Annotated in this window: 25 protein-coding genes and 1 pseudogene; 8 read left to right on the top strand and 18 right to left on the bottom strand. The window is 62.1% G+C overall.

Features of this window, described 5'->3' with window-relative positions; genetic code table 11:
• Positions 1-18 precede the first annotated feature (18 nt).
• Positions 19-762: a carboxy-S-adenosyl-L-methionine synthase CmoA gene (gene cmoA / locus PSH86_RS05275; RefSeq protein ID WP_305488343.1), complete on the top strand. Its 744-nt coding sequence runs from the start codon at positions 19-21 to the stop codon at positions 760-762.
• Entirely contained in the window at positions 759-1,715 is a 957-nt protein-coding gene (gene cmoB / locus PSH86_RS05270; RefSeq protein WP_305488341.1) for a tRNA 5-methoxyuridine(34)/uridine 5-oxyacetic acid(34) synthase CmoB, read from the top strand. The genes cmoA and cmoB overlap by 4 nt, the downstream gene beginning before the upstream one ends.
• A 158-nt stretch (positions 1,716-1,873) precedes the next feature.
• Here the strand turns inward: cmoB and tadA are convergent, their stop codons facing one another.
• The 5 genes and pseudogenes from tadA to PSH86_RS05245 form a co-directional block, all read right to left on the bottom strand.
• Entirely contained in the window at positions 1,874-2,371 is a 498-nt protein-coding gene (gene tadA, locus PSH86_RS05265) for a tRNA adenosine(34) deaminase TadA (protein ID WP_060739067.1), read from the bottom strand.
• On the bottom strand, positions 2,371-3,747 hold the full coding sequence (locus tag PSH86_RS05260; RefSeq protein WP_109753638.1) for a multicopper oxidase family protein: 1,377 nt from the start codon (positions 3,745-3,747) through the stop codon (positions 2,371-2,373). The genes tadA and PSH86_RS05260 overlap by 1 nt, the downstream gene beginning before the upstream one ends.
• 153 nt (positions 3,748-3,900) lie before the next feature.
• The gene (locus PSH86_RS05255) at positions 3,901-4,308 is read right to left on the bottom strand and encodes a DUF6632 domain-containing protein (protein WP_116831525.1); all 408 of its coding nucleotides are present in this window, start codon (positions 4,306-4,308) and stop codon (positions 3,901-3,903) included.
• An 86-nt stretch (positions 4,309-4,394) separates the two neighbouring features.
• Positions 4,395-4,679, bottom strand: a pseudogene (locus tag PSH86_RS05250) (hypothetical protein); the annotation flags it as partial.
• Positions 4,680-4,705: 26 nt separating this feature from the next.
• Positions 4,706-5,620: an SDR family oxidoreductase gene (locus tag PSH86_RS05245; protein WP_249016009.1), complete on the bottom strand. Its 915-nt coding sequence runs from the start codon at positions 5,618-5,620 to the stop codon at positions 4,706-4,708.
• Between the two features lie 104 nt (positions 5,621-5,724).
• Between PSH86_RS05245 and PSH86_RS05240 the strand changes: the two genes are divergently transcribed.
• Positions 5,725-6,336, top strand: a complete 612-nt coding sequence (locus tag PSH86_RS05240) for a TetR/AcrR family transcriptional regulator (RefSeq protein WP_109753635.1) — start codon at positions 5,725-5,727, stop codon at positions 6,334-6,336.
• A 141-nt stretch (positions 6,337-6,477) separates the two neighbouring features.
• On the opposite strand, the gene PSH86_RS05235 is transcribed toward PSH86_RS05240, so the two are convergent.
• The gene (locus PSH86_RS05235) at positions 6,478-7,260 is read right to left on the bottom strand and encodes an SDR family oxidoreductase (protein WP_176688579.1); all 783 of its coding nucleotides are present in this window, start codon (positions 7,258-7,260) and stop codon (positions 6,478-6,480) included.
• Positions 7,257-7,583 (bottom strand): nuclear transport factor 2 family protein, encoded by a 327-nt coding sequence (locus PSH86_RS05230; RefSeq protein ID WP_212801921.1) that lies wholly within the window; start codon positions 7,581-7,583, stop codon positions 7,257-7,259. Before PSH86_RS05230 ends, PSH86_RS05235 begins: the two co-directional genes overlap by 4 nt.
• Before the next feature lie 77 nt (positions 7,584-7,660).
• Between PSH86_RS05230 and PSH86_RS05225 the strand changes: the two genes are divergently transcribed.
• Positions 7,661-7,945: a LysR family transcriptional regulator gene (locus tag PSH86_RS05225; RefSeq protein ID WP_370873739.1), complete on the top strand. Its 285-nt coding sequence runs from the start codon at positions 7,661-7,663 to the stop codon at positions 7,943-7,945.
• A 13-nt stretch (positions 7,946-7,958) separates the two neighbouring features.
• Entirely contained in the window at positions 7,959-8,597 is a 639-nt protein-coding gene (locus tag PSH86_RS05220; protein ID WP_305488329.1) for a LysR substrate-binding domain-containing protein, read from the top strand.
• Positions 8,598-8,776: 179 nt separating this feature from the next.
• On the opposite strand, the gene guaA is transcribed toward PSH86_RS05220, so the two are convergent.
• From guaA to PSH86_RS05200, 4 genes are all read right to left on the bottom strand, one after another.
• Positions 8,777-10,354, bottom strand: coding sequence for a glutamine-hydrolyzing GMP synthase (guaA, locus tag PSH86_RS05215; protein ID WP_072408106.1), 1,578 nt, complete (start codon positions 10,352-10,354; stop codon positions 8,777-8,779).
• Between the two features lie 79 nt (positions 10,355-10,433).
• Positions 10,434-11,903: an IMP dehydrogenase gene (guaB, locus tag PSH86_RS05210; RefSeq protein WP_305488326.1), complete on the bottom strand. Its 1,470-nt coding sequence runs from the start codon at positions 11,901-11,903 to the stop codon at positions 10,434-10,436.
• A gap of 269 nt (positions 11,904-12,172) precedes the next feature.
• A complete protein-coding gene (locus PSH86_RS05205) occupies positions 12,173-12,721 on the bottom strand; it encodes a sugar ABC transporter ATPase (RefSeq protein ID WP_305488323.1) in 549 nt (182 codons plus the stop codon).
• A gap of 70 nt (positions 12,722-12,791) precedes the next feature.
• Positions 12,792-13,559, bottom strand: a complete 768-nt coding sequence (locus tag PSH86_RS05200) for a sulfite exporter TauE/SafE family protein (RefSeq protein WP_109753630.1) — start codon at positions 13,557-13,559, stop codon at positions 12,792-12,794.
• A 229-nt stretch (positions 13,560-13,788) separates the two neighbouring features.
• Between PSH86_RS05200 and xseA the strand changes: the two genes are divergently transcribed.
• From xseA to leuA, 3 genes are all read left to right on the top strand, one after another.
• Positions 13,789-15,168, top strand: coding sequence for an exodeoxyribonuclease VII large subunit (gene xseA / locus PSH86_RS05195; RefSeq protein WP_116834181.1), 1,380 nt, complete (start codon positions 13,789-13,791; stop codon positions 15,166-15,168).
• A gap of 3 nt (positions 15,169-15,171) precedes the next feature.
• Positions 15,172-15,993 (top strand): peptidoglycan DD-metalloendopeptidase family protein, encoded by an 822-nt coding sequence (locus PSH86_RS05190; protein ID WP_109753628.1) that lies wholly within the window; start codon positions 15,172-15,174, stop codon positions 15,991-15,993.
• Between the two features lie 464 nt (positions 15,994-16,457).
• Positions 16,458-18,137, top strand: coding sequence for a 2-isopropylmalate synthase (gene leuA / locus PSH86_RS05185; protein WP_109753627.1), 1,680 nt, complete (start codon positions 16,458-16,460; stop codon positions 18,135-18,137).
• 206 nt (positions 18,138-18,343) lie between these two features.
• Here the strand turns inward: leuA and PSH86_RS05180 are convergent, their stop codons facing one another.
• The 7 genes from PSH86_RS05180 to hisS all read right to left on the bottom strand — a co-directional run bounded on the left by PSH86_RS05180 (position 18,344) and on the right by hisS (position 25,726).
• The gene (locus PSH86_RS05180; RefSeq protein WP_116831521.1) at positions 18,344-18,763 is read right to left on the bottom strand and encodes a hypothetical protein; all 420 of its coding nucleotides are present in this window, start codon (positions 18,761-18,763) and stop codon (positions 18,344-18,346) included.
• A 65-nt stretch (positions 18,764-18,828) separates the two neighbouring features.
• The gene (locus tag PSH86_RS05175; protein ID WP_109753625.1) at positions 18,829-19,623 is read right to left on the bottom strand and encodes an amidohydrolase; all 795 of its coding nucleotides are present in this window, start codon (positions 19,621-19,623) and stop codon (positions 18,829-18,831) included.
• On the bottom strand, positions 19,611-20,759 hold the full coding sequence (locus PSH86_RS05170; RefSeq protein ID WP_109753624.1) for a pyridoxal phosphate-dependent aminotransferase: 1,149 nt from the start codon (positions 20,757-20,759) through the stop codon (positions 19,611-19,613). The genes PSH86_RS05175 and PSH86_RS05170 overlap by 13 nt, the downstream gene beginning before the upstream one ends.
• A 245-nt stretch (positions 20,760-21,004) precedes the next feature.
• Positions 21,005-22,477, bottom strand: a complete 1,473-nt coding sequence (gene der / locus PSH86_RS05165) for a ribosome biogenesis GTPase Der (protein ID WP_063322847.1) — start codon at positions 22,475-22,477, stop codon at positions 21,005-21,007.
• A 133-nt stretch (positions 22,478-22,610) separates the two neighbouring features.
• Complete coding sequence (bamB, locus tag PSH86_RS05160; protein ID WP_109753623.1) at positions 22,611-23,762, bottom strand: outer membrane protein assembly factor BamB; 1,152 nt, start codon at positions 23,760-23,762, stop codon at positions 22,611-22,613.
• Positions 23,755-24,396, bottom strand: a complete 642-nt coding sequence (locus tag PSH86_RS05155) for a tetratricopeptide repeat protein (protein ID WP_116831519.1) — start codon at positions 24,394-24,396, stop codon at positions 23,755-23,757. The genes bamB and PSH86_RS05155 overlap by 8 nt, the downstream gene beginning before the upstream one ends.
• 40 nt (positions 24,397-24,436) lie before the next feature.
• Positions 24,437-25,726: a histidine--tRNA ligase gene (gene hisS / locus PSH86_RS05150; protein WP_109753621.1), complete on the bottom strand. Its 1,290-nt coding sequence runs from the start codon at positions 25,724-25,726 to the stop codon at positions 24,437-24,439.
• Positions 25,727-25,746 lie beyond the last annotated feature (20 nt).

Here is a 25,746-nt window from a genome sequence, read left to right as displayed (position 1 = left end):
CATGCCGCTGGAACCGCCGTGAGCAAAGAACCCGATCGCCTATTCGCCCAACCCCTGGCCCAAGTGCCGGACTTCGCCTTCAACGAGGACGTGGTGCGGGTGTTTCCGGACATGATCAAGCGTTCGGTGCCGGGTTACCCGACCATCGTCGAAAACCTCGGCGTGCTCGCCGCGCAATTCGCCCAACCCAATAGCGTGCTCTATGACCTGGGTTCGTCCCTGGGTGCGGTGACCCAGGCCCTGCGCCGCCACGTGCGCACCGAAGGTTGCCGTGTCATCGCTGTGGATAACTCGGCGGCCATGGTCGAGCGTTGCCGCGAATACCTCAACGGCCAGGACTCGATGTTCCAGGAGTTGCTGCCCGTTGAGGTGATCGAAGGCGACATCCTCGCCCTGACGTTCCAGCCTGCCTCGGTGGTGGCGCTGAACTTCACTCTGCAATTCATCGCGCCGGACCAGCGCACCGCGCTGTTGAGCCGCATTCGCCAGTCGCTGCTGCCCGGCGGCGCCCTGATCCTGTCGGAAAAACTGCGCTTCAATGATGTCGAGGAACACGCCCTGCTCACCGACCTGCACGTGGCGTTCAAGCGCGCCAACGGCTACAGCGAGCTGGAGATTGCCCAGAAACGCAGCGCCATCGAAAACGTCATGAAGCCCGATAGCCTCGAAGAACACCGCGAACGCCTGTTGGCGGCCGGGTTCTCGAAAGTCGTGCCGTGGTTCCAGTGTCTTAACTTCGCCTCGTTGATTGCCCTGCCATGATCGATCTGTCTCCCCTCGCCCGCCGCCTGGCCGGCACCCCCTTGGCCGATTGGGCCGCGACCCTGCAGACGCAACTCGACAGCAAAATGGAAAAAGGCCATGGCGACCTGGAGCGCTGGCAGAACGCTCTCGACGCCTTGCCAATGCTGCAACCGACTGAAATCGACCTGCTGAACGGGCTGACCCTCGACACCGATTGCTCCGACGAAACCCGGGCACGAATGCGCACGGCGTTGATGGGCCTGTCGCCGTGGCGCAAAGGGCCGTTCGACCTGTTTGGCGTGCACGTGGACACCGAATGGCGCTCGGACTGGAAGTGGTCGCGGGTCGCACCGCACCTGGATCTCAAAGGCAAGCGCATCCTCGACGTGGGCTGCGGCAATGGTTACTACATGTGGCGCATGCTCGGCGCCGGGGCCGACACGGTGATCGGCGTCGACCCCAACTGGCTGTTCTTCTGCCAGTTCCAGGCCGTGCAGCGTTACCTGTCACAGCCCAATGCCTGGCACTTGCCATTCCCCTTCGAAGCGTTGCCCGCAGAGCTGGAAGGCTTCGACACGGTGTTCTCCATGGGCGTGTTCTACCATCGCCGCTCGCCGATCGAACACCTGCTGGCCCTCAAGGACTGCCTGGTCAAAGGCGGCGAACTGGTGCTGGAAACCCTGGTAATCGAAGGCGACGAACATCAGGTGCTGGTGCCCGAGGACCGCTACGCGCAGATGCGCAATGTGTGGTTCCTGCCCTCGGTCCCGGCCCTGGAACGCTGGCTGCGCCGCGCCGGGTTCAGCGATGTGCGTTGCGTGGACGTGAGCCTGACCACCGTGGAAGAACAGCGCAGCACCGAGTGGATGAAGTATCAGTCGCTGAGCGACTTCCTCGATCCCGCCGACCACAGCAAAACCATCGAAGGACTGCCGGCACCAATACGGGCAGTGATTGTGGCGCGGAAATAAATCGCCCCGCTGTGTGCAAACTTCTGTGGGAATGAACCTGTGGGAGCAAGGCTTGCCCGCGATGGCGGCACCGCGGTCTATAGCAAGACCGCGTTATCGTTCATCGCGGGCAAGCCTTGCTCCCACAGAGATTCACTCCCACATTAGGGGGAAAGGTGTCAGTCTGAGGATTTGGCTCTACGGGCCTTGAAGAACTCACTCAACACCGTGCTGCATTCTTCAGCCAGCACCCCGCCTTCGAACATCACCCGATGGTTCAGGAAACCCTGGCTGAAAAACTGCCCCTGGCTCTGCACGATCCCGGCCTTGGGCTCCAGGGCGCCGTAGACGACCCGGGCGATACGCGAATGGACGATGAGGCCGGCGCACATGCTGCAGGGCTCCAGCGTCACATAAAGGGTACTGCCGGGCAGGCGATAGTTGCTCACCGCCTGGGCGGCGGCGCGGATGGCGACCATTTCCGCATGGGCGCTGGGGTCGTGGCCGCTGATCGGGCAGTTGAAGCCACGGCCGATGATCTCGCCATCCTGCACCAGAACCGCGCCCACCGGCACTTCGCCCAGGGCTGCGCCTTGTGCGGCGAGGGCCAGGGCTTCGCGCATGAAGTCCTGGTCACGGCTGCGGTCGATGATTCTGGCGGGGCGAATCTGGCGCATCAAGCCACCTCGATGGCGGCCATCAGGCCGGTTTCCATGTGGTCGATGACATGGCAGTGGAACATCCACACCCCCGGATTATCCGCCACCAGCGCCACCTGCGCCCGCTCGTTCTTGCCCAGCAGGTAAGTGTCGGTGAAGTACGGCACGACCTTGTGCCGGTTGGATGCAATCACCTTGAAGCTCATGCCGTGCAAATGGATCGGATGCTGGTACTGGGTCATGTTCTTCAATTCGAAAATGTAGCTCTGGCCTTTTTTCAGCGTGGCGATTGGCCGGTCGGCGCAGGTCTTGTCGGTGATGTCCCAGGCTTTGCCGTTGATCTGCCACAGACTCGGCGGCTTGCCATTGTCGACGTTGACCGACACCGAGCCGACCCATTCGAAATTGAAGTTGAGTTTCTCGGCATTGGCCAGGTCCGGCTCGGACACCGGGTTGGGTGGCAGCGCCGGCGGCCACTGGGTCGGTGCGTCACTGTTAGGCACCGAACGCAAAGTCCCCAGGCGCACCGGGCCATTGCGCAACGACAGCTCTTCCCCGGCCGGCGGCGCCTTGATCGCCAGGCAAATGCGCATGCCCGGGCCAAGCCAGTATTCCTTGCCCAGCGGGCGCGGTTCGACGGGGTTGCCGTCCAGCGCATAGATCTGCGCTTCGACGCCTGGAATATTGATCCGGTAGGTCAGGGTGTTATCCAGGTTGAGCAAACGCACCCGAGTGATCTGCCCGGCCGGCAGCTCAATCACCGCCTCCGGCACACCATTGATGGTCGCCAGGCGCCCGGCCGTGCCACCTCGCGCGGCTTCGCGAGGAATGCTGAACGCCACGAACTGGCCTTGCTCGTCCACATGCCAGCTCTTGAGGCTCAGGGTTTGTTCGTACTTGAACCCGGTAGGCTCGCGCTCTTCGATGATCAGCGGCCCCACCAGCCCACGCCCGAGCTCCTCGCTGCTGTTGACGTGGGGGTGATACCAATAGCTGCCGGCATCCGGCACGCGGAACTTGTAATCGAAATACTCGCCCGGCAACACCGGCAGTTGCGAGACATACGGCACGCCGTCCATCTCCAGCGGCAAACGGATCCCGTGCCAATGAATGGTGGTGGCGACCGGCAGGTGGTTGATGAAACGTACCCGCAGCCATTCACCCTGGCGCACCCGCAATTCGGTGCCCGGCGCCGACGGACCGAAGGCCCAGGCCTGGGTCTTGTGCCCGGCCACCAACTCGACGTCCAGGGGCGCCGCGATCAATTCATAGTCGTGGCCAGCCTCGGCATCCGCCATCTTGCCCAGCCAATACCGCGAAGCACCTCCCGCCCCCACACCAACGACAACAAGACCGGCCAGGCCACCGAGTATTTGGCGACGGGTAAAGGACATGAACGCAAGCACCTCTTGAATCCGCGGCGAACCGTTGGGCCCGCAAAAGGCGAATACGATACACCCGCAGATGAGAAACAGTAAGGGTGGCGAAAATGAAAAAAGCCTCATGGAAGTTATCCACAAGGCCTTGGATTACCGCCGCACTGAGGGTCAATCAGGCAGCAAATGCGCTTTCTCGCCCCGCGGTGTTAAGAATGCCAGCACCACTGCGACAATGAGCAACGCAGGCACATCGCCCAATAGATGGCCGTACTGGCTTGCCCCGTCCATCCCGATGCCAAACGACTGCACAGCCATGATCGCGCCATGCACGACGCTCGACCACACCGTGAACCAGATCAAGCTCAGGTGTTTCAGCGGATCGCGGGATGCCAGCAGCAGGAACACACCGAGCGTCGCATAGATGCCGACCATCATCAGCGGATAATCGGAATGGCCGCTGTGCCACGCCCAACCGGACGGCCACAGAACCATCAACGGCCAGAACGCGAAGACGGCGATCAGACCGACTACGATCAAGACGATGCGCAAGGCGGCAAGTTTTTGAGTGTCATTCATGGCAGGCTCCTTATTGCGACCTGTTCATCGCCGCAATGGGTGCCGAGAGTATAGAACTCATCTGGGACGCATACCTTGCTATCCCCCCCGACTAAATCAGGCGCAACCTCGATCAGTCTGGCCGATGGCACTGCGCGGCGAACGTCGCTCAGCGCACTAAGCACGGCTTCAACCGCGTCAGGCGCATCGCGCGTGAACTCAAGCGCAAGCCGCCCCGGCTGCCCGATGCCTACCAAGGCATCATCGCAGCCCGCTTCACCCAGCCGCTCGACCAGTTCATCCGGAGCGCAGCCATCGTCAGCAAGCTGATATTTCAAGGTATTCTGGCCGTCGGGTACTGCCGGAAGGCGCGATTGGCAGTCGCGAAGCATAGACAACGTATTTGTACATGGCTGGTTTACCGAAAGACCGCTTCCGTAAGCCCTTGCGATTCAATCCACAGCCTCGCAGCGACGCTCGCATCCAGTGCTTGCGCAGGAATCTTGGCAACGGCCGGATAGCCGCGTATTTCGCCGAGCCTGTCCGGGCCGTAATAGACACCGCCTTGAGCCTGCGGTGAAGTCGCAGCGAAGATGGTCGGCAACGCCCCCTGCGCTGCCGGCTGGAACAGGAACCACATGTAACGACGAGCCATACCCGGAACGCTCCATGCGCCGGCGCCATTGGGCAACAGATCGGTGCGCGAAATGCCAGGATGGGCAGCGATGCTCTGGATGCCCCAGCCCGCAGCATCGCTGCGGCGTTGCAATTCAAGGGCGAACATCAGGCAAGCGAGTTTCGATTGGCTGTAAACCGGCATCGGCCTGTAGCTGCGCTGAGCTTGCAGATCATCGAAGTTGATCGTGCCGCTTCGAGCGGCGACGCTTGAAAGGCTGACCACGCGTGGCTTGTTGCCCTTGCGCAACAGCGGCAGCAGTTGGGCAGTCAAGGCGAAGTGACCCAGGTAGTTCGTGCCGAACTGCAACTCGAATCCGTCGCAAGTCACCTGACGCTTCGGCGGCGCCATCACTGCCGCGTTGTTGATCAGCAAGTCCAGGCTGTCGCGCGAACTCCGCAGACGCTCACCAAACGACTCGATGGATTCGAGGCTGGCGAGGTCCAGTGCCCCGAAAGTCACATTCGCGCCGGGAACACTTTGGCGAATCTGATCGACTGCCGCCGCCCCTTTCGACGGATTTCGACCTGCGATGATGACATTCGCACCGGCGCGGGCCAGTGCCAGCGCGTCTTGGAATCCAAGGCCGCCAGTACCGGTGACGACCGCCGTACGGCCGCGTTGGGAAGGGATGTCGGAAACTGTCCAGTGGGTCATGATCCTTGCCTGTCGAGAAGTTGAAATATACACTAGGTGCATATAAATATGCACTCAGTGCCAACTCTGCTGCACTTAGTGCAGAAATGCAACAGGCCATTGGAATGTCAGAATCCTTCCCCCCCGCAGATGCAGCCCCCACAGAAGGCTTGCGCGAAAGCAAGCGCCGCGAAACACGCCAGCGCATCGCCGAGGCCGGCCAGCGCCTGTTCCTCGCCAACGGGTACGAAGGCACAACGCTGGACACCATCGCGGCAGCGGCTGGCATCTCGCGCCGCACGTTTTTCTCGTACTTCAAATCGAAGGACGACATCATCTTGTTCTGGCAGGACGCCGATTCGGCCAGGCTGATTGCCGATCTGCTGAAGACATCGCCCGACGTACCGCCACTCGATGCTGTTCGCGATGTGATGGTCAAGCACATCGCGCGCTATACGACCGAGCAGATGACAGCCGTGGACAATCTCATGCGTTCGAGCGAGTCGCTTCTTGCGCGCAAGCAGGCGTACTACGCGGAACAGGAGCAAGCGCTGTTCAACGCGCTGTGTGAGGTCTGGCGGCAGCCTGAGCGGCGGTTGGCCCTTCGGATGGTGGCTGTGGTGTCCGTCGGTGCGATGAGACTCGCGCTTCAGGCGTGGCGGGATCAGACCGGCCAGCGAAAACCGGTGGCCAAATTCCTGGAGGACGCCTTTGACAGTTTGAGAGCAGAGCTTTGACTGTAGCGACGGGGCGTTTGCGGGTGGACATTGATACCGGACGCGGCAGACCTGCCACGTCCGGTTCGGGAAAGCCTCGGCGCCTGCCGGGGCCATGCTGCGAGGTCACGCGCCCCGTGTTCAGCCAGTCGCGGCTGTGGGCTAAAGAGTCGGAACGGTGCCGCCGTCGATCCGATACTCGGACCCTGCGATCGAAGCGGACCGAGGGGACGCCAGGAAGGCGATCAAATCGGCCACCTCTTGTGGTGTGGCCGGTCGGCCCACTGGAATTCCTCCCAGCCAATCCATGACGATTTTCTTGCCGCCCTCGTAATCCGTTCCGGCGTCTGCCGCCATCCGCTGCGCAAACGCTACGGAAGCCTCAGTCTCAATCCAGCCCGGCGCAACACTCAGCACGCGAACGCCCTTCGGCGTCACCTCTCTCGCCAGAGACTTGCTGTAGGTCGTGAGGGCCCCCTTGGCTGCGGCGTAGGCGGTGGTGGACTCGGGCAAAGGCAGCACGCGCTGGATGGAGCTGACGTGGATGATGACGCCGGAGCCCTGAGCCAGCATCGCAGGCAGCAACGCACGATCCAGGCGCACGGCAGGCATCAAGTTCAGGTTCAGCTCGGCGAACCAGTGCTCATCACTGATCGCGGCGAAACCGCCACCGGGGGTCTTCGAACCGCCGAGCACGTTGATCAGGATATCGACGCCGCCCCAGTCCTGCAGGACGGTCTGAGCAAGGTGATTCGTACCTTGCGCCGTCGACAGATCGGCAGCCACGTAGGTGACGCCCTCCACCGGCTCCGCTGGCACGGTGCGCGCGGATGTCGCCACCCGAGCGCCGGCCTCCACAAGGGTTTTCACGACTGCAGCGCCAAGGCCCAGCGTGCCGCCGGTGACCAATGTCCGCAGGCCATTCAGATGAAGGTCGAAGCTCATGCCGTGATCTCCAGCGATGCGATCAGGCCGCGTTCAAGGCGAAAGCGGTAGGACAGGACGATCGGGCTGCCAGGGAAGTTGCCGGTGACGTTGGCGCGGACAAGTTGAAAGCCGTCCTCTCCCTCAATGGCGAATGGCACGCTCGTCGCGCTGTACTTGGCCGATGCCTCGGCCATAAAGGCCTTGATGGCGTTGATGCCCGTGTAGGTACGGCCGTCGTCCTTCATGACGGCTTGCGCGGTAAAGCAACGCGCCAAGGCGTCAGGGTTGTGTTCGGCCGCGAAGTACGCGGCAATAGGCTCAGGAAGGGTCAAGGTGTTCAATTTTTGGCTCCATGGGGTCAGCGAAGGCCTCAGGATGCGCGTCTACTTGAATTCAGTGAATACGCTAGAATCTTTATATGTTGCTTAGGAAACGATACATAATGCGCGGATCCGACTTCGCTGAACTGAAGGCCTTCGTAGCCGTCGTGGAACGCCAGAGCTTTGCCCGAGCGGCAGAGCATTTGGGCCTATCGCCGTCGGCACTCAGCCAGACCATCCGGCAACTCGAAGGCCGCATCGGCGCTCGCCTTCTGAATCGCACAACTCGAAGCGTCGCGCCATCGCGCCAGTGGCGAACTGCTCTACAGGCGCATAGCGCCATTGTTTCGGGAGATGGCTGCTGCAGTCGCCCAAGCCAGTGAGGCGACAGGACAGATGAGCGGCACGCTTCGCATCAACACGCTGGGGATCGCAGCGCGGACCATCATCGCGCCCCGGCTTTCACGCTTCCATCAAGCACACCCTGACGTGGTTCTCGACATCGTGGTCGACGACGCGCTCGCCGATATCGTCGCGGGCCGCTTTGATGCGGGCATCCGCGTGGGTGGGCAGCTCGAGAAAGACATGGTTGCCGTCCGCCTCACGCCGGACCTGAACATGGTGGCCGTGGCCTCCCCGGACTATATCGCCCGTAGAGGAACCCCCAAGTCGCCCGCTGATTTGCATAACCATACATGCATCAACTGGCGGCTCCAGATGGACGGCAGGCAATATCGCTGGGAGTTCAAGAAACGAGGGCAACGACTCGAAGTGGCGGTGGACGGCCCCGTCGTCACCAATCATGCTGACATCGGCATTGCTGCTGCGCTGAACGGGCTCGGCATTGCCTATCACTTTGAGCGAGATGGCGTGGGCGAGCTCTTGACCCAGGGGCGGCTGGTCCAGGTCCTGCCGGACTGGTCGATTTCGCGCCCGGGGCTGTTCCTCTACTATCCGAGCCGCCAGCATCGACCAGCCCTCCTAGGGGCGTTCATCGACTGTCTCCTGGATCGAAAACCGTTCGATCAGCTCTAGGCCCCCAGGAAGGGTCACCCTAGCGTCGGCAAACAGCATGGAGTGGGCTATGGAAAACACGGTCTCGGCGACGCACAAAGCGGCCAGAACTGGCCAGCCCAAAAAAGCCAAAAGCCCGCAACTACGCGGGCTTCAGGGCATTTTCTGCTAATGGGTGCCGGACAATGCCGGGCGCCCCATCATTCCCACTCAATCGTCGCCGGCGGCTTGCTCGACACGTCATACGTGACGCGGGAGATGCCTTCGATTTCGTTGATGATGCGTCCGGAAACGGTTTCCAGCAGCTCGTACGGCAGGTGTGCCCAGCGAGCGGTCATGAAGTCGATGGTTTCCACGGCACGCAGGGCCACGACCCAGGCGTAACGACGGCCATCGCCAACCACGCCCACCGATTTCACCGGTTGGAACACCACGAAGGCCTGGCTGACCTTGTGGTACCAGTCGGCCTTGCGCAGTTCTTCGATGAAGATGTGGTCGGCGCGACGCAGCAGGTCGGCGTATTCCTTCTTCACTTCACCAAGGATCCGCACGCCCAGGCCCGGGCCCGGGAATGGGTGGCGGTAGACCATGTCGTAGGGCAGGCCCAGTTCCAGGCCGAGGCGACGTACTTCGTCCTTGAACAGTTCGCGCAGCGGCTCGACCAGCTTGAGGTTCATCTCTTCCGGCAGGCCACCGACGTTGTGGTGGGACTTGATCACGTGGGCCTTGCCGCTCTTGGCGCCGGCCGACTCGATCACGTCTGGGTAGATGGTGCCCTGGGCCAGGTACTTGATGTTGTCCAGCTTGCAGGATTCGGCATCGAACACGTCGATGAAGGTACGGCCGATGATCTTGCGCTTCTTCTCCGGGTCGGACTCGCCGGCCAGGTTGTTCAGGAACTGCTCTTCGGCGTTGGCGCGGATCACCTTGACGCCCATGTTCTCGGCGAACATGGCCATCACTTGCTCGCCTTCGTGCAGGCGCAGCAGGCCGTTGTCGACGAAGACGCAGGTCAGTTGGTCGCCAATGGCCTTGTGCAACAGCGCCGCGACCACAGAGGAGTCCACACCGCCGGACAGGCCCAGCAGCACGTTGTCGGTGCCGACTTGAGCACGGACCTGAGCGATGGCGTCTTCCGCGATTTTCGACGGGGTCCACAGGGCTTCGCACCCGCAGATGTCGAGGATGAAGCGCGACAGGATGCGGCCGCCCTGCTTGGTGTGGGTCACCTCAGGGTGGAACTGCACACCATAGTAACGGCGATCATCGTTGAACATGCCGGCAATCGGGCAGCTCGGGGTGCTGGCCAGGATGTGGAAGTCTTCCGGCATCTTGGTGACCTTGTCACCGTGGCTCATCCACACGTCCAGGCCGAACAGGCCGTCGGCGTCGATATGGTCTTCGATGCCGTCCAGCAGACGGCTCTTGCCGACCACGTCAACGCGGGCGTAACCGAACTCACGCAGGTCAGAACCTTCGACCTTGCCGCCCAGCTGTTCAGCCATGGTCTGCATGCCGTAGCAGATACCGAAGACCGGCACGCCTAGGTCGAACACCGCTTGCGGGCAGCGCGGGCTGTCGGCTTCGTGTACGGACTCGGGGCCGCCGGCGAGGATGACGCCTTTAGGCGCGAATTCGCGAATCGCTTCGTCATCCATGTCGAACGGATGCAATTCGCAGTACACGCCGATTTCACGCACGCGGCGGGCGATCAGCTGGGTGTACTGGGAACCGAAGTCGAGGATCAGGATGCGGTGAGCGTGAATGTCGAGGGCCATGACTCATTCTCATGTAGTGAATCAGAAACAACTCGGGGCTGAATGAACAGCCCCGGTGATTAACGTTTTGCTGGAAGCCTTAACCTACGCGGTAGTTCGGCGCTTCCTTGGTGATCTGCACGTCGTGGACATGGGACTCGGCCATACCGGCACCGGTGATGCGCACGAATTCCGGCTTGGTGCGCATCTCTTCGATGTCCGCGCTGCCGGTGTAGCCCATGGAAGAACGCAGGCCGCCCATCAGTTGATGGATGATGGCGCTCAGGGTGCCTTTGTACGGCACGCGACCTTCGATGCCTTCCGGCACCAGCTTCTCGGCACCCGCGGAGGAGTCCTGGAAGTAACGGTCGGAAGAGCCCTGGGCCTGGGACATGGCGCCCAGCGAACCCATGCCGCGGTAGGCCTTGTAGCTACGGCCCTGGAACAGTTCGATCTCGCCCGGTGCTTCTTCGGTACCGGCGAACATCGACCCCATCATCACACAGGAGGCACCGGCGACGATGGCCTTGGACAGGTCACCGGAGAACCGGATGCCGCCGTCGGCGATCAACGGTACGCCAGTGCCTTCAAGGGCAGCGGCGACGTTGGCGATGGCGCTGATCTGTGGCACGCCGACACCGGCGACGATGCGGGTGGTGCAGATCGAGCCTGGGCCGATACCGACCTTGACCGCGTCGGCGCCGGCTTCGGCCAGGGCCTTGGCCGCAGCGCCGGTGGCAATGTTGCCGCCGATCACCTGCACTTCCGGGAAGTTCTGCTTGACCCAGCGAACGCGGTCGATCACGCCTTTGGAGTGACCGTGGGCGGTGTCGACCACCACCACGTCGACGCCGGCATTGACCAGGGCGGCGACACGATCACCGGTGTCCTTGCCGGTGCCGACCGCAGCGCCGACGCGCAGACGACCCTGGTCGTCCTTGCTCGCCAGCGGGTAGGCCTTGGCTTTTTCGATGTCGTTGACGGTCATCATGCCCTTGAGGACGAATTTGTCGTCGACGATCAGCACGCGCTCGATGCGGTGCTTGTGCAGCAATTCACGAACTTCGTCCTTGCTGGTGCCTTCCTTGACCGTGACCAGGCGCTCTTTAGGCGTCATCACTTGGCGGACGGTGGCATCCAGGCGGTTCTCGAAACGCACGTCGCGGGAGGTGACGATGCCGACCAGGTCGCCATCGTGCAGCACCGGCACGCCGGAGATGTTGTGCATGCGAGTCAGTTCGAACAGATCCCGGACCGTGGCATCAGCCTCGATGGTGATCGGATCCTTGACCACGCCAGCCTCGAACCGCTTGACCTTGCGCACTTCGGCGGCCTGCTGTTCGATGGTCATGTTCTTGTGGATGATACCGATACCGCCTTCCTGGGCCATGGCAATGGCCAGACGGGCTTCGGTCACGGTGTCCATGGCGGCGGAAACCAGGGGGATATTCAGTTCGATGCCACGGGTGAGACGGGTTTTGAGACTGACTTCGTTAGGCAGTACCTCGGAATAACCGGGCACTAGGAGAATGTCGTCGAAGGTCAGAGCTTCTTGGCTGATACGCAGCATCGCGGGGGCTCCCGAGCGGGAAAATGGAAGCGCGCCATTATACTCATGGACCCCGTCTGGCTCAATGTAAAACTCTGTCTATTATTGGCGGGGTGATTGACGGGCTAAATCACTGCACTCCGACCATACGCCGAACCCGTGGCGAGGGAGCTTGCTCCCGCTCGGTTGCGCAGCGACCGCAAACATCTCAGGGCCGCTTCGCAGCCCAGCGGGAGCAAGCTCCCTCGCCACAGGGGTTGTGTATTCATCGCCCCAGTGTGTGTTGCTCGCTACAACTCCACCTTCACCCAACTCACCGGCTGATCCAGCCAATCGGCGAATTCATCGAGAAAGTCCTGCTTGAACCCCGCCTCCAGCCAGTTGTTGAAGATGAACCCCAGGTTGGAAAAGCCACAGGGCTGCAGAAACAGAAATCCATTGATGTCATCTTCATGGCCACATTCGGGACAAGTGAAGTTGTCGGTGCGCGCCGGCATCCAGTCTTCCAGGCTCTCGAACAGCGCTTCGCCGATTTCCTTGCGGCACTCGGCGCAGCCGGCCTCTTTGAGAAAGCCCTTGGCCGGCGTATAGATGCAACGCTTGGTGATGATCTCCAGGCCATTGATCGACTCACCGAACGGCAAGGCTTCGGGGTGCATGACCACTTCGCGGGCACCAGGGGCGATGGCGTGGGCCATGCGATTGCCGGTGCGCCCGCAGGTGGTCAGCTGTTCTTCGACGATATTCTTGCGCACCAGCCAGCGCACGATCGCCCGGGCCCGTGGCTCGTGGACCGGCAGGGTGGAAATTTTCGGAACGATGATGCTTTGCGAGTTCATGGCGAGGCCTGGCTGTTTCCCTGGCAGGGTCTGATCGAAGGCCGGCAGCTTAATCCCTGGCGGGGCCAGGTCAAGCACTCAGGTAGCGCACGATCAACGCAAGGCCGCTGGCAAGCACCAACCAGGTGACCAACTGCACGAACGCCTCTCGCGACATCTTCATGGTCAAGCGCCGCCCTACCCACAACCCCAGCGCCATGGCCGGCAACAAACACAGCGCCAGTACCAACAAGGGTAGCTCGGCATACACCCCGGCCACGATAAACAGGCTCAAGCGCACCACCGTGCTGCAACTGATCAAGGCACTTTGCGTGGCGCGGGCCGCGTCCTTCGGCAGACGGCTGTTCAGGTAGATCGCATATAAAAAGCCGCCGCTGCCAAACAACGCCCCGAACATCCCGCCCACCGTGCCCATCGGGAACGCCCACAGCGATGACAGCTGCTTCGGCCGGGTTTTTATCGACAGGCTATAGATCGCATAACTGCTGATGAACAGCCCCATCAACAGCAACAACAGGTCGGACTTGAGGTTGAGCAGGAAAATCACCCCCAGGGTGCAGCCCACCGCCATGCACGGCAGCAACCGCAACAGTTCAGGCCGAGACACGTCCCGGCGCGATGGCAACAGGTTGCCGAAGGCCGCGACAAAATCGAGCAAGACCAGCAACGGGATGATTTTCGACAGTGGCATGAACAGCAGCAGGACGGGGGCGGCCACCAACGCCGTGCCGAACCCGGCGATGCCGAACACGATGTAGGCCAGGGTGATGGCCAGGCCGATCACCAGCCATTGCGTTGGCGCGAATGCCCATTGGCCTAACCATGACAGAAGATCCATTGTCGACTTCCTTGGTGACGAAGGGGGCGACTTTAGCCAGATCCAGGGCGACACATCCAGCGTTTGTGGTGACTGACCCATTGCAATCGCGAGCAGGCTCGCTCCCACAGGGGATCTGTGTCGCAGCGAAGATCCAGTGTGGGAGCGAGCCTGCTCGCGATGCAGACGACTCGGTCTAATTGTCTGCACGCATGGAGATTCATCGGCGAATGCCCTTATCATGCCGCCCATGATTAAAGATCCCTTTGCCCGACTGGGCCTGGACCGCGAGGTCCTGACTGTCAGCCAGCTCAACGGCCGCGCGCGGGTGTTGCTCGAAGACGTGTTCAGCAACATCTGGGTCGAGGGCGAGATCTCCAACCTTGCCCGCCCGGCGTCCGGCCATGTGTATTTCACCCTCAAGGACAGCGGCGCCCAGGTGCGCTGCGCGCTGTTCCGGCAGAACGCCGCGCGGGTGCGCCAGGCCTTGAAGGACGGGCTGGCGGTGAAGGTGCGCGGCAAGGTCTCGCTGTTCGAGGGCCGTGGCGACTACCAACTGATCCTCGACACCGTGGAGCCGGCCGGCGATGGCGCCCTGCGCCTGGCCTTTGAGGCGCTGAAGGAAAAGCTCAGCGCCGAAGGCCTGTTCAGTGCCGAGCGCAAGGTGCCGCTGCCGGCCCACCCGCAACGCATTGGCATCATCAGTTCGCCCACCGGCGCGGTGATCCGCGACATCATCAGCGTCTTTCGCCGCCGTGCGCCGCAGATATCCCTGACCTTGATTCCCACCGCAGTGCAGGGCCGCGAAGCCACCGCGCAAATCGTCCGCGCCCTGAAACTGGCCGATGCCCGTGGCTTCGATGCGCTGATCCTGGCCCGGGGCGGCGGTTCGCTGGAAGACTTGTGGTGCTTCAACGAAGAGGCCGTGGCCCGGGCGGTGGATGCCTGCGTCACGCCGATCGTCAGCGCCGTGGGCCATGAAACCGACGTATCCATCAGCGATTTCGTCGCCGACGTGCGTGCCCCGACCCCGTCCGCCGCCGCCGAATTGCTGGCACCGGATGCCGGCGACCTGGTGCGCCGGGTCGAAAGCCTGCATCGCCGGCTGGTGATGCGCATGCGCGACCGGTTGATGCGCGATCAACTGCGCCTCGAAGGCCTCACCCGGCGCCTGCGTCATCCCGGTGAACGCCTGCGCCAGCAAGCCCAGCGCCTCGACGACCTGGACATGCGCCTGCGCCGGGCCTTCGAACGCAGCCTCAATACCCGCCGCGAACGCCTGATCCGCCTGGAAACCCGCCTGGCCGGGCAACACCCGGGCCGGCAACTGGCATTGCTGCGCCAGCGCCTGGACAGCCTGGCCGAACGCCTGCCCCGGGCCATGCGCGAAGGCCTGAAAACACGCCGCGTGCAATTGCACAACCAGATGCAGACGTTGCACATCGTCAGCCCCCTGGCGACCCTCGGTCGGGGCTACAGCATTTTGCTCGACGAGCGCGGCCATGCCATCCGTAGCGCCGGGCAAACCCAGACCGGCCAACGCCTGACTGCCAAGCTGGGCGAAGGCGAACTGCTGGTGCGGGTCGAAGACAATCACCTGACGCCGGTCACCCTTTCTTTACTGGATTGATTCATGCCGCGATATCTCGCCCCATTGCTCTTGCTGTGCCTGACCTTCAACGCCCACGCCGACAGTTACATCTCCCGCCTGTTGAACAAACCGGTGCCCGGCGGCGTCGCTGTGGTGGACCTGGGCAGCGCAGCCAAGGCGCCGAAGGCCAGTTACCAGGGCAAACCGGTGTTGGTGGTCAAGGAACAGGACAACTGGCTGGCGATTGTCGGCATCCCGCTGACGGTCCAGCCCGGCACTCAGCAGATCAGCAGTGGCGGCAGCACCCAACCGTTCGTGGTCGGCTATAAAAAGTACCCTGAGCAACACATCACCCTGAAGAACAAACGCCAGGTCAACCCGAACCCGGCGGATCTCAAGCGCATCGACGCCGAACTGGCCGTGCAACTGAAAGCCTACCGCAGCTTCAGCCCGAACATCCCCAGTAACCTGCTGCTGGACAAACCGGTCAACGGCCCGCTGTCGAGCAAGTTCGGCGTGCGCCGGTTCTTCAACGGCGAAGAACGCAACCCCCACGCCGGCCTGGACTTCGCCGTGCCCGCCGGCACGCCGATCAAGACCCCGGCCGCCGGCAAGGTGATCCTCACTGGCAATTACTTCTTCAATGGAAACACGGTATTCGTCGATCACGGCCAAGGCTTCATCAGCATGTTCTGCCACATGTCGAAGATCGACGTGAAAGTCGGCCAGCAACTGGCCCGCGGCACGGTGGTGGGCAAGGTTGGCGCCACCGGTCGGGCGACCGGGCCGCACATGCACTGGAACATCAGCCTGAACGATGCGCGGGTGGATCCGGCGATTTTCATTGGCGCGTTTCAACCCTGAGTTTTTGCGGTGAGGCTACTGGCCTCATCGCGAGCGGGCTCGCTCCCACATTTGGATCTCTTGTAAATACAACATTGTGCCCAACAGAAATCCCTGTGGGAGCGAGCCTGCTCGCGATGACGGCAGCCATATCACCGCGACTCCAGGAATTGCCAAGCTCTAAACATCAACGCAATTCCCAAGACAAATATTCGAGATATGAGCGATTAAATCTCGCAAACCTCCGCAAAAACAGAACTTCTCTCAATTTTTTCCGACTGCTTGCGATCCGCCCCTCACGCGGTTAGGGTTGAGGGCATGAAAACCTCTCACACCCTCATCCAGCTTCGCCAGCACCGCAGCCTGTGCCTCGTCAGCGCACGACTGCCGGGCTGAATCGCGGCACCTCGTCCCGGCTGCGAAGCCACCCCATTCGAACCACCGGCAGGCCGCCTTTTTCCGGCCACGACAATAAGGATTTCCCCATGAGCATGCTCAAAGACCCGTCTTCCAAATACCGCGCCTTCCCGACCATCAACCTGCCGGATCGCACCTGGCCGTCGAAGACCATCACCGCCGCGCCGATCTGGTGCAGCTCCGACCTGCGCGACGGCAACCAGTCGCTGATCGAGCCGATGGACGCGGTCAAGAAGCTGCGCTTCTGGAAAACCCTCGTCGCGGTGGGCGTGAAGGAAATCGAAGCTTCGTTCCCAGCCGCTTCGCAAACCGACTTCGACTTCGTGCGCACCCTCATCGAAGAAGGCCACATCCCGGACGACACCACCATCCAGGTGCTGACCCAGGCCCGTGAAGACCTGATCGCCCGTACCTTCGAGTCCCTGCGCGGCGCGAAAAAAGCCATCGTCCACCTGTATAACGCCACCTGCCCGTCGTTCCGCCGCATTGTGTTCAACCAGGACAAGGAAGGCGTGAAGGAAATCGCGGTGAACGCGGCCAAGCTGTTCGTCAAATACGCCGCGCAGCAGCCGGAAACCCAGTGGCAGTTCGAGTATTCGCCAGAAACCTTCAGCGCCACCGAGCTGGAGTTCGCCAAGGAAGTCTGCGACGCGGTGATCGAAGTGTGGAACCCGACGCCCGAGCGCAAGGTGATCCTCAACCTGCCCGCCACCGTGGAAGTCGCCACCCCGAACATCTACGCCGACCAGATCGAGTGGTTCCACCGCAACATCACTCGTCGTGACAGCGTGCTCATCAGCCTGCACACCCACAACGACCGTGGCACCGGCGTGGCCGCCACCGAGCTGGGCCTGATGGCCGGCGCCGACCGTGTCGAAGGCTGCCTGTTCGGCAACGGCGAGCGCACCGGTAACGTCGACCTGGTGACCGTGGCACTGAACCTTTACACCCAGGGCATCGACCCTGAGCTGGACTTCTCCGACATCGACGGCGTGCGCAAAGTGGTCGAGGAATGCAACCAGATCCCGGTGCACCCGCGTCATCCGTACGTTGGCGACCTGGTTCACACCGCGTTCTCCGGCTCGCACCAGGACGCCATTCGCAAAGGTTTTGCCCAGCAGAAACCGGACACCCTGTGGGAAGTCCCGTACCTGCCGATCGACCCGGCCGACATCGGCCGCAGCTACGAGGCGGTGATTCGCGTCAACAGCCAGTCCGGCAAGGGCGGTATCGCCTACCTGCTGGAACAGGAATACGGCATCAGCCTGCCGCGTCGCATGCAGATCGAGTTCAGCCAGGTGGTGCAGCGCGAAACCGATCGCCTGGGCCTGGAAATGACTGCCCAGCAGATCCACGCCCTGCTCCACAGCGAGTACCTGCAAGCCAACACCCCGTACGCGCTGGTCAGCCATCGCCTGCAGGAAGAAAACGGCCACAGCGCCGTGGAAGTGGAAGTGGCGAGCAAAGGCCAGGGCGAGACCAACCTGCACTGGCGCGGCAAGGGCAACGGCGCGCTGGAAGCGCTGGTGGCCGGGCTGCCAATTCCGGTGGAGATCATGGACTACAACGAACACGCCATCGGCGCCGGCACCAATGCCAAGGCGGCGGCGTACATCGAACTGCGGGTCAACGGCGAGCGTGCGGTGCACGGCGTGGGGATCGATGAAAACATCACCACGGCGAGCTTCAAGGCGCTGTTCAGCGCGCTGAACCGCTCGCTGAGCCAGCCAGAGGCCAAGGCGGCCTGATCCACCGATGAAATACAAAAGGCCCTGGGGTGTGAACCCTGGGGCCTTTTGTTTGGCTGATGTTATGGCGCTGGCTGTTCCGACCTCATCGCGAGCAGGCTCGCTCCCACACTGGATCTTCAGTGGGGCCGAAATCCTGTGCCCACCTCAGACTCCCTGTGGGAGCGAGCCTGCTCGCGATGGCGGCCTCTCAGGCAACCAAGATGTCAGGCATGGGTATCGATCGAAACGGTCATCGCCTGCAAGAGCGCGGCCTGCAAGGTCTGCAAAGTCGCTTGGGTCGCCATGATCTGGGTCTGAATCGCCATGGTTTCCTGGGCTTTCTGCTCCTCATCAGCCCGGCTTTTTTGTACCCGAGCCAGCTGAGCTTGCTGTTCGGCCAGCAACTTCTCGGTCTGCTCGATCTGCTTCTTCAGTTGTTCGATAACATCGCCGCTGCCACTGCTGCCGCCCGCACCTGCGATATTCGCGCCGCTGGTGTCGACTTCCAGCTTCTTGTCCTTGTCTTCGCTGCTGTCAGCCGATGCCACTGGACTGGCCGCTTTCTCCTCTTCAGCCCCGCGAATGGAGACTTTAGGGGCTGACAATGGGTAAGGGTTTACGGTGGTTGCGCTGATACTGGTCATAGGGACTTCTCTCCTTGGCTGACCGGTTATCGGCACGCAACACTGCTCCTTGAGGCTGAATCGTTTCAATTCGTGAATTCGAAGCGATCGGCATCCAGGTTCGCCGGAAACCGCGTGCGATAGGCCGCCAGGTCCGCCGCCTTCAAACACACCGTGAACACCCCATCGGCCTCGCCGGCGCTGAGCAGGGTCTCGCCCTGGAAATCCAGCACCTGACTGTCACCGGTGTAGGCAAAACCCTTGCCGTCGGTGCCGATGCGGTTGACCGCCGCCACGTAGCACAGGTTCTCGATCGCCCGGGCCGGCAGCAGCCGGTTCCAGTGCATACGCCGCGCGCCGGGCCAGTTGGCGGTGTACAGCAGCAGGTCGGTGTCCTCGGCATCGCGGCTCCACACCGGAAAGCGCAGGTCGTAGCAGATCAGCGGACGAATGCGCCAGCCCTTGAGTTCGAACAGCACCTGGCGGTCACCCGGCGTGTAGTGATTGTGTTCCCCCGCCATGCGAAACAGATGACGCTTGTCGTAATGCAGCACCTCACCGTCCGACCGCGCCCAGAGCAGGCGATTGCGATGGCTGCCGTCAGCGGCCTGGATGATCACACTGCCGGTGATCACCGCATCCAGCTTCGCGGCTTGGGCCTTGAGCCATTGGCGTGTCGGGCCGTTCTCCGCTTCCGCCAAGGTCTCGGACTCCATGGAAAAGCCCGTGGTGAACATCTCCGGCAGGATAATCAGGTCCGCGCCACGCGCCTGCTCCAGCAAACCTTCGAAATGCTCCAGGTTGGCCCGGCGGTCGTGCCAGGCCAAGGTGGTCTGGACCAAGGCGATATTGAGGTCGGGCAATGTGCTCAGATCACGCATAGTTTTTCCGCCGCTTCGCGCAGCGTCTCCTCGCGCTTGGCAAAGCACAGGCGCACCAGGCGCTGGCCTTGTGGTGGGTTCTGGTAGAACACCGAGATTGGAATCGTTGCCACGCCGTGCTCGCGGGTCATCCACACCGCCATGTCGACGTCGTTCAGGTCCGGACGGATTTGCGAATAATCCACCAACTGGAAATAAGTGCCGGCCACCCGCTTGAAGCTGAACCGCGACGGCGCCAGCAGATCGCAGAACAAGTCGCGCTTGGCCTGGTAGAAGTCCGGCAGTTCATCGACGTGTTCCGGATGTTCGGCCATGTAGTCGGCCAGGGCGTATTGCAACGGCGTCACGCCGCAGAAGCTGACGTACTGGTGCACCTTGCGCAGTTCCGCCGTCAGGGCCGCTGGCGCCACCACGTAGCCGGTTTTCCAACCGGTGACGTGGTAGGTCTTGCCGAACGAACTGACCACGAAGGCGCGCCGGTACAGCTCCTCATGGGCCAGGACGCTGGCGTGGGCGACGCCGTCGAACACCAGGTGTTCGTAGACCTCGTCGCTGACCAGGTAAATGTCGCGGTCTCGAATCAGCGCCGCCAACTGGTCCAGTTCAGTGTGGCTGATCAGGGCGCCGCTGGGGTTGTGGGGGCTGTTGAGAATGATCATCCGCGTGCGCGGGCTCAGGGCTTGGCCGAGCTTTTCAAAATCGATGGCGAAGTCATCCAGGCCCAATGGCACGTGCACGCAACGCCCACCAGCCAATTGCACGGCAGGTTCGTAGCTGTCGTAGCTGGGGTCGAAGACGATCACTTCGTCGCCGCTGTGCACAACGGCCGCAATGGCACAGAAAATCGCCTGGGTCGCGCCGGGGGTCACGGTCACTTCCTGATCGGCATCGACGCTGACGCCATAACTGCGGGCAATCTTCGCCGCGATCTGCTCGCGCAGCGCCGGCAAGCCGGTCATGGGCGAGTATTGGTTATGACCTTGAGCAATGTGCCGGCCAACTGCATCGCGCAGGGCCTGCGGACCATCGAAATCGGGAAACCCCTGGGACAGATTGAGCGCGCCGGTCTGCGCGGCGAGCTGGGACATCTGGGTGAAAATAGTGATGCCGACATTCGGCAACTTGCTGGTGATCATCGAGGGTTCCCTGGTCTGCACCCGGCTCAGGTGCGGCGCGGGAGAGCTCGAGGATAGCCCAATCGCCGGGCATGAAAAAGGGTGCCACACAGGGCACCCTTTTCATGCTGAATACTCATGCCTGTGGGAGCAAGGCTTGCCCGCGATGAACGATAACGCGGTTCAGCTGTTACACCGCGGCGCGGTCATCGCGGGCAAGCCTTGCTCCCACAGATCAACATCCCAACTTTCAGATCCAGACTGGATCAGCGCTTGTCACGACGCTTCTTGTCAGCCTTCTTGTGGTGCGACATCAAGCGGCGCTTCTTGTTGACCTGGCGGTCGGTGAGCGTGTTCTTGTTGCCTTCATACGGGTTCTCACCGCCCTTGAACTCGATGCGGATCGGCGTGCCGACCAGCTTCAGGACGCGGCGATAGGTGTTTTCCAGGTAGCGGACGTACGACTTGGGCACCTTCTCGATCTGGTTACCGTGAATCACGATAATCGGCGGGTTGGCACCACCCAAGTGGGCGTAGCGCAGCTTGATCCGGCGGTTGTTGACCATCGGTGGCGCGTGCTCGCCTACCGCGTCTTCGAGGATCTGGGTCAGGCGGTTGGTCGGCCAACGGGTGACCGCCGACTTGAACGAGTTCTGCACCGACGCATAGAGGTTGCCCACGCCGGTACCGTGCAGGGCCGAGATGAAGTGGATGTCGGCGAAGTCGACGAAGAACAGCCGACGCTGCAATTCGACCTTGACGAAATCCCGCTCGCTCGGCGTCATGCCGTCCCACTTGTTGATCGCGATGACCAGCGCACGACCGGCTTCCAGGGCGAAGCCCAGCAGGTTGAGGTCGTGATCGACCACGCCCTCGCGGGCGTCCATCACGAAGATCACCACGTTGGCGTCTTTGATCGCCTGCAGGGTCTTGACCACGGAGAACTTTTCGACTTCTTCGTGGATCTTGCCGCGCTTGCGCACACCGGCCGTGTCGATCAGCGTGTACTTCTCTTCGTTACGCTCGAAGGGAATGTAGATGCTGTCACGGGTGGTGCCAGGTTGGTCGTAGACGATGACCCGGTCTTCACCGAGCATGCGGTTGACCAGCGTCGACTTGCCCACGTTCGGGCGGCCGATGATGGCGATCTTGATCCCGTCTTTTTCGCTCGGGCCCGGAATGCGCTTGGCTTCCTCGCCTTCGGCAACGATCTCTTCCTCGCCCTCTTCCGGTTCTTCCACGTCGTCCTTCGGGAAGCTCTCCAGAGCGATTTCCAGCATCTGGGTGATGCCACGGCCGTGGGCACCGGCGATCGGGATCGCCTGACCCATGCCCAACGGGGCGAACTCGGCGCGGGCCATGTCCGGGTCGATGTTATCGACCTTGTTGGCGACCACATAGGAACGCTTGTTACGTTTGCGCAAATGCTCGGCGATCATCTGGTCGGCGGCGGTAAAACCGGCCTTGGCGTCTACCAGGAACAGCACCACATCGGCTTCTTCGATGGCGAGCAGCGACTGCTCGGCCATTTTTTCGTCCATGCCGTGTTCATCACCGGAGATGCCGCCGGTGTCGACCAGAATATAGGTACGCCCTTGCCACTTGGCCTCACCGTATTGGCGATCACGGGTCAGACCGGACAAGTCGCCGACGATGGCGTCGCGAGTCCTGGTCAGGCGATTGAACAAGGTGGACTTGCCGACGTTCGGTCGGCCCACCAGGGCGATTACGGGAACCATACGGCTCTCCACTTCGTTATTTCAGAAAATACAAAAGCCGCTGCGAGGCAGCGGCTGGTGCTCGGGGCAGTCTGGGCAAGCACTGCAAACCTTGTGAACAAGGCCGCTTGGGGGATTAGCCCCAAGCATAGTCTTACTTGATGGTCAGGGCTTCCAGTTTGCCGCTGTTGCCATACACATAGATCATGTTGCCCACCACCAGCGGACGGGCACGCAGGCCGTCGCTGTCGATGCGCTCACGGCCGACGAAACGACCGTCCACCTGGCTGAGCAGGTGCAGGTAACCTTCCAGGTCACCCACTGCAACGTAGCTGGAGAACACTTCCGGGGCCGACAGTTGACGACGGGCCAGGGAGTCGTTGCTCCACAGTGCGGTGGTGGAACGCTCGTCAACGCCTTCGACGGTGCCCGAGGACAGGCTCACGTAGACGCTGCCAAAGCCTTGGGCGACACCGGCGTAGCTGGACGCATCGCGCTGCCACAGCGGACGACCGCTTTCCAGGTCCAGTGCCGCAACACGGCCCTGGTAGCTGGCGACGTACAGTGTACCGCCGGACAGCAGCAAGCCGCCGTCGATGTCGACCACACGCTCCAGCTCCGAACGACCTTGCGGGATCGCCACGCGCTGTTCCCACACCGGCACGCCGTTGGAAATATCCAGGGCAACCACTTTACCGGTCGACAAGCCAGCCACCGCCAGGCGGTTGGTGACAACTGGCGCACTGGTGCCACGCAGGGTCAGGACCGCCGGGGTGCTGTCATACAACCAGCGCTGGTTGCCGGTAGCGGCATCCAGGCCGATCAGACGGTCGTCCTGGGTCTGGACCACGACCACGTCACCGTTTGTGGCCGGCGGTGCGAGCACTTCACTGGTCACGCGGGCGCGCCATTTCTCTTCACCGCTGCTCGCGTCCAGGGCGACGATCTCGCCCTTGAGCGTGCCGATCATGACCAGGCCATAACCCACGCCAACGGCGCCGGAAACAGGCAGTTCAAGATCTTTCTTCCATTTGACGTCGCCGTTGCTGCGATCCATCGCCATCACCACACCGGTGACGTCGCCTGCATAGATGGTGTCGCCATCGATAGCCGGCACCAGCATGTTGTAGGTTTCACCCTGGCCATCGCCGATGGAACGGCTCCACTGCTTCTGCAGCACGACTTCTTCTTTGAAGTCGGTCAGCTCGGCCGGAGGCAGTTCTTTCTTGCTGTTGCTGCTGCAACCCGCGGCCAGAATGGCCAGGGCCAGCAATGCTGCATGTTTCCAACGGATCACGTCACGCATCCCCTTTGGCCAGGTCGTCCAGCTTGATTTGCAGGCCACCGACTGCGGCTTCATCCGACAGCGCAGCCTTGGCTTTTTGGTAGGCCGCATAGGCCTCATCGGCACGACCCAGCTGTACCAGCAGGTCGCCCTTGAGTTCTTCGCGAGTCGCCAGGAACGCCTTGTCGGCATCGCCGGCGAGCAGTTTCAGGGCGTCTTCGGCCTTGTTCTGTGCCGCCAGCACCTGCGCCAGGCGCTGACGCGCCACTTCGCCCAGGGTCGGGTTGGCCGGTTTGTCGACGATACCTTTGAGCTCGGTGGCCGCGTCGTCCAGCTTGCCGCTGTCCACCGCCACCTTGGCCACGAACAGGCGACCGTACTGCGCGTAGGCGGTGCCGCCGAATTCCTTGTCCAGCTTGCCGGCCAGGTCCGCCACGCGGGCCGCGTCAGGCTTGCCGTCCGGGGTCAGGGTGGTTTCCAGCAATTGCTGGTAGAGCACCGAGGCGCCTTGCGACTGGTTGCTCTGGTATTTCTGGTAGGCCTGCCAGCCGAACACGATGACCAGCGCCAACAGGCCGCCAGTGACCAGCGGCTTGCCGTTGCGCGTCCACCAGTCCTTCAAATCCGCCAGCTGTTCATCTTCGGTACTCGACACCCCAATACTCCTTAATCGCTAAATCGGCTGTTTGACAGCTTCAACCCTGCACGACGCAGGTGGCCAGGTGTGCAGCAAGCGCATCCCAGGCAATGCTTTGTTGTTCGCCCTGGCCACGCAGGGGTTTGAAACCTACCACTTGTTGGGCCAGTTCGTCGTCACCGAGGATCAGTGCGTACAGCGCACCGCTCTTGTCGGCCTTCTTGAATTGGCTCTTGAAGCTACCGGCGCCGGCGTTGATCTGCAGGCGCAGGTTGGGCAACTGGTCGCGGATCCGCTCGCTCAAGGCCAGGGCTGCCAGTTCGGCGGCCTCGCCGAAGGCACACAGGTAGACGTCGACCTGGCGGGAAAGCTCTTCAGGCACCTTGTCCAGGGCTTCGAGCATCAACACCAGCCGCTCGATACCCATGGCAAAGCCCACGCCCGGGGTCGGCTTGCCGCCCATCTGCTCCACCAGCCCGTCGTAACGGCCACCGGCACACACGGTGCCCTGGGCGCCGAGCTTGTCGGTGACCCATTCGAAGACGGTCTTGCTGTAGTAATCCAGGCCGCGAACCAACTTGGGGTTGATCACGTAAGGAATGCCAACGGCGTCCAGGCGTGCCTTCAGCCCTTCGAAGTGCGCACGGGATTCGTCGTCGAGGTAGTCGGCCATTTTCGGCGCATCGACCAGGACCGCCTGGGTCTCGGCATTCTTGGTGTCGAGCACGCGTAGCGGATTGGTCTTCAGACGGCGCTGGCTGTCTTCGTCGAGTTTGTCCAGGTGGGCGGAAAGAAACTCCACCAATGCCTCGCGGTAGCGGCCACGGGACTCGCTGGTACCCAGGCTGTTGAGCTCGAGCTTGACCGCGTCGCGCAGCCCCAGCTCGCCCCACAGACGCCAGGTCATGACGATCAGCTCGGCGTCGATGTCCGGCCCCTCGAGGTTGAACACCTCGAGACCAATCTGGTGGAACTGGCGATAACGGCCCTTCTGCGGGCGCTCGTGACGGAACATCGGGCCGATGTACCAGAGTTTCTGCACCTGGCCGCCGCCGGTGATACCGTGTTCGAGCACCGCACGCACGCACGCCGCTGTGCCTTCGGGGCGCAGGGTCAGGGAATCGCCGTTGCGGTCGTCGAAGGTGTACATCTCTTTTTCGACGATGTCGGTCACTTCGCCGATGGAGCGCTTGAACAGCTCGGTGAACTCGACGATCGGCATGCGGATCTGCCGGTAACCGTAGTTATCCAGCAAACGCGCCACGGTGCCCTCGAAATAGCGCCACAGGGGCGTCTGCTCGGGCAGGATGTCGTTCATGCCACGAATGGCTTGCAGGGACTTGCTCACAGGTAATCCTTAAATTCGTT

The organism is Pseudomonas sp. FP2300 (assembly GCF_030687595.1).
Taxonomy (GTDB): domain Bacteria; phylum Pseudomonadota; class Gammaproteobacteria; order Pseudomonadales; family Pseudomonadaceae; genus Aquipseudomonas; species Aquipseudomonas bijieensis.
The sequence above is the reverse complement of the archived record's forward strand: the minus strand, read 5'-3'. Positions and strand labels throughout refer to the sequence as shown.

Bases quoted from the DNA above. Each gene is read 5' to 3' on its own strand.
- PSH86_RS05180 (WP_116831521.1), bottom strand. From the start codon at position 18,763: ATGACCAGTATCAGCGCAACCACCGTAAACCCTTACCCATTGTCAGCC.
- PSH86_RS05205 (WP_305488323.1), bottom strand. From the start codon at position 12,721: ATGAACTCGCAAAGCATCATCGTTCCGAAAATTTCCACCCTGCCGGTC.
- der (WP_063322847.1), bottom strand. From the start codon at position 22,477: ATGGTTCCCGTAATCGCCCTGGTGGGCCGACCGAACGTCGGCAAGTCC.
- PSH86_RS05245 (WP_249016009.1), bottom strand. From the start codon at position 5,620: ATGACCCACTGGACAGTTTCCGACATCCCTTCCCAACGCGGCCGTACG.
- bamB (WP_109753623.1), bottom strand. From the start codon at position 23,762: ATGCGTGACGTGATCCGTTGGAAACATGCAGCATTGCTGGCCCTGGCC.
- PSH86_RS05225 (WP_370873739.1), top strand. From the start codon at position 7,661: ATGTTGCTTAGGAAACGATACATAATGCGCGGATCCGACTTCGCTGAA.
- PSH86_RS05220 (WP_305488329.1), top strand. From the start codon at position 7,959: ATGAGCGGCACGCTTCGCATCAACACGCTGGGGATCGCAGCGCGGACC.
- PSH86_RS05175 (WP_109753625.1), bottom strand. From the start codon at position 19,623: ATGCGTGATCTGAGCACATTGCCCGACCTCAATATCGCCTTGGTCCAG.
- guaB (WP_305488326.1), bottom strand. From the start codon at position 11,903: ATGCTGCGTATCAGCCAAGAAGCTCTGACCTTCGACGACATTCTCCTA.
- PSH86_RS05240 (WP_109753635.1), top strand. From the start codon at position 5,725: ATGTCAGAATCCTTCCCCCCCGCAGATGCAGCCCCCACAGAAGGCTTG.
- tadA (WP_060739067.1), bottom strand. From the start codon at position 2,371: ATGCGCCAGATTCGCCCCGCCAGAATCATCGACCGCAGCCGTGACCAG.
- PSH86_RS05255 (WP_116831525.1), bottom strand. From the start codon at position 4,308: ATGAATGACACTCAAAAACTTGCCGCCTTGCGCATCGTCTTGATCGTA.
- xseA (WP_116834181.1), top strand. From the start codon at position 13,789: ATGATTAAAGATCCCTTTGCCCGACTGGGCCTGGACCGCGAGGTCCTG.
- PSH86_RS05235 (WP_176688579.1), bottom strand. From the start codon at position 7,260: ATGAGCTTCGACCTTCATCTGAATGGCCTGCGGACATTGGTCACCGGC.
- leuA (WP_109753627.1), top strand. From the start codon at position 16,458: ATGAGCATGCTCAAAGACCCGTCTTCCAAATACCGCGCCTTCCCGACC.
- PSH86_RS05190 (WP_109753628.1), top strand. From the start codon at position 15,172: ATGCCGCGATATCTCGCCCCATTGCTCTTGCTGTGCCTGACCTTCAAC.
- PSH86_RS05260 (WP_109753638.1), bottom strand. From the start codon at position 3,747: ATGTCCTTTACCCGTCGCCAAATACTCGGTGGCCTGGCCGGTCTTGTT.
- PSH86_RS05200 (WP_109753630.1), bottom strand. From the start codon at position 13,559: ATGGATCTTCTGTCATGGTTAGGCCAATGGGCATTCGCGCCAACGCAA.
- guaA (WP_072408106.1), bottom strand. From the start codon at position 10,354: ATGGCCCTCGACATTCACGCTCACCGCATCCTGATCCTCGACTTCGGT.
- PSH86_RS05170 (WP_109753624.1), bottom strand. From the start codon at position 20,759: ATGATCACCAGCAAGTTGCCGAATGTCGGCATCACTATTTTCACCCAG.
- cmoB (WP_305488341.1), top strand. From the start codon at position 759: ATGATCGATCTGTCTCCCCTCGCCCGCCGCCTGGCCGGCACCCCCTTG.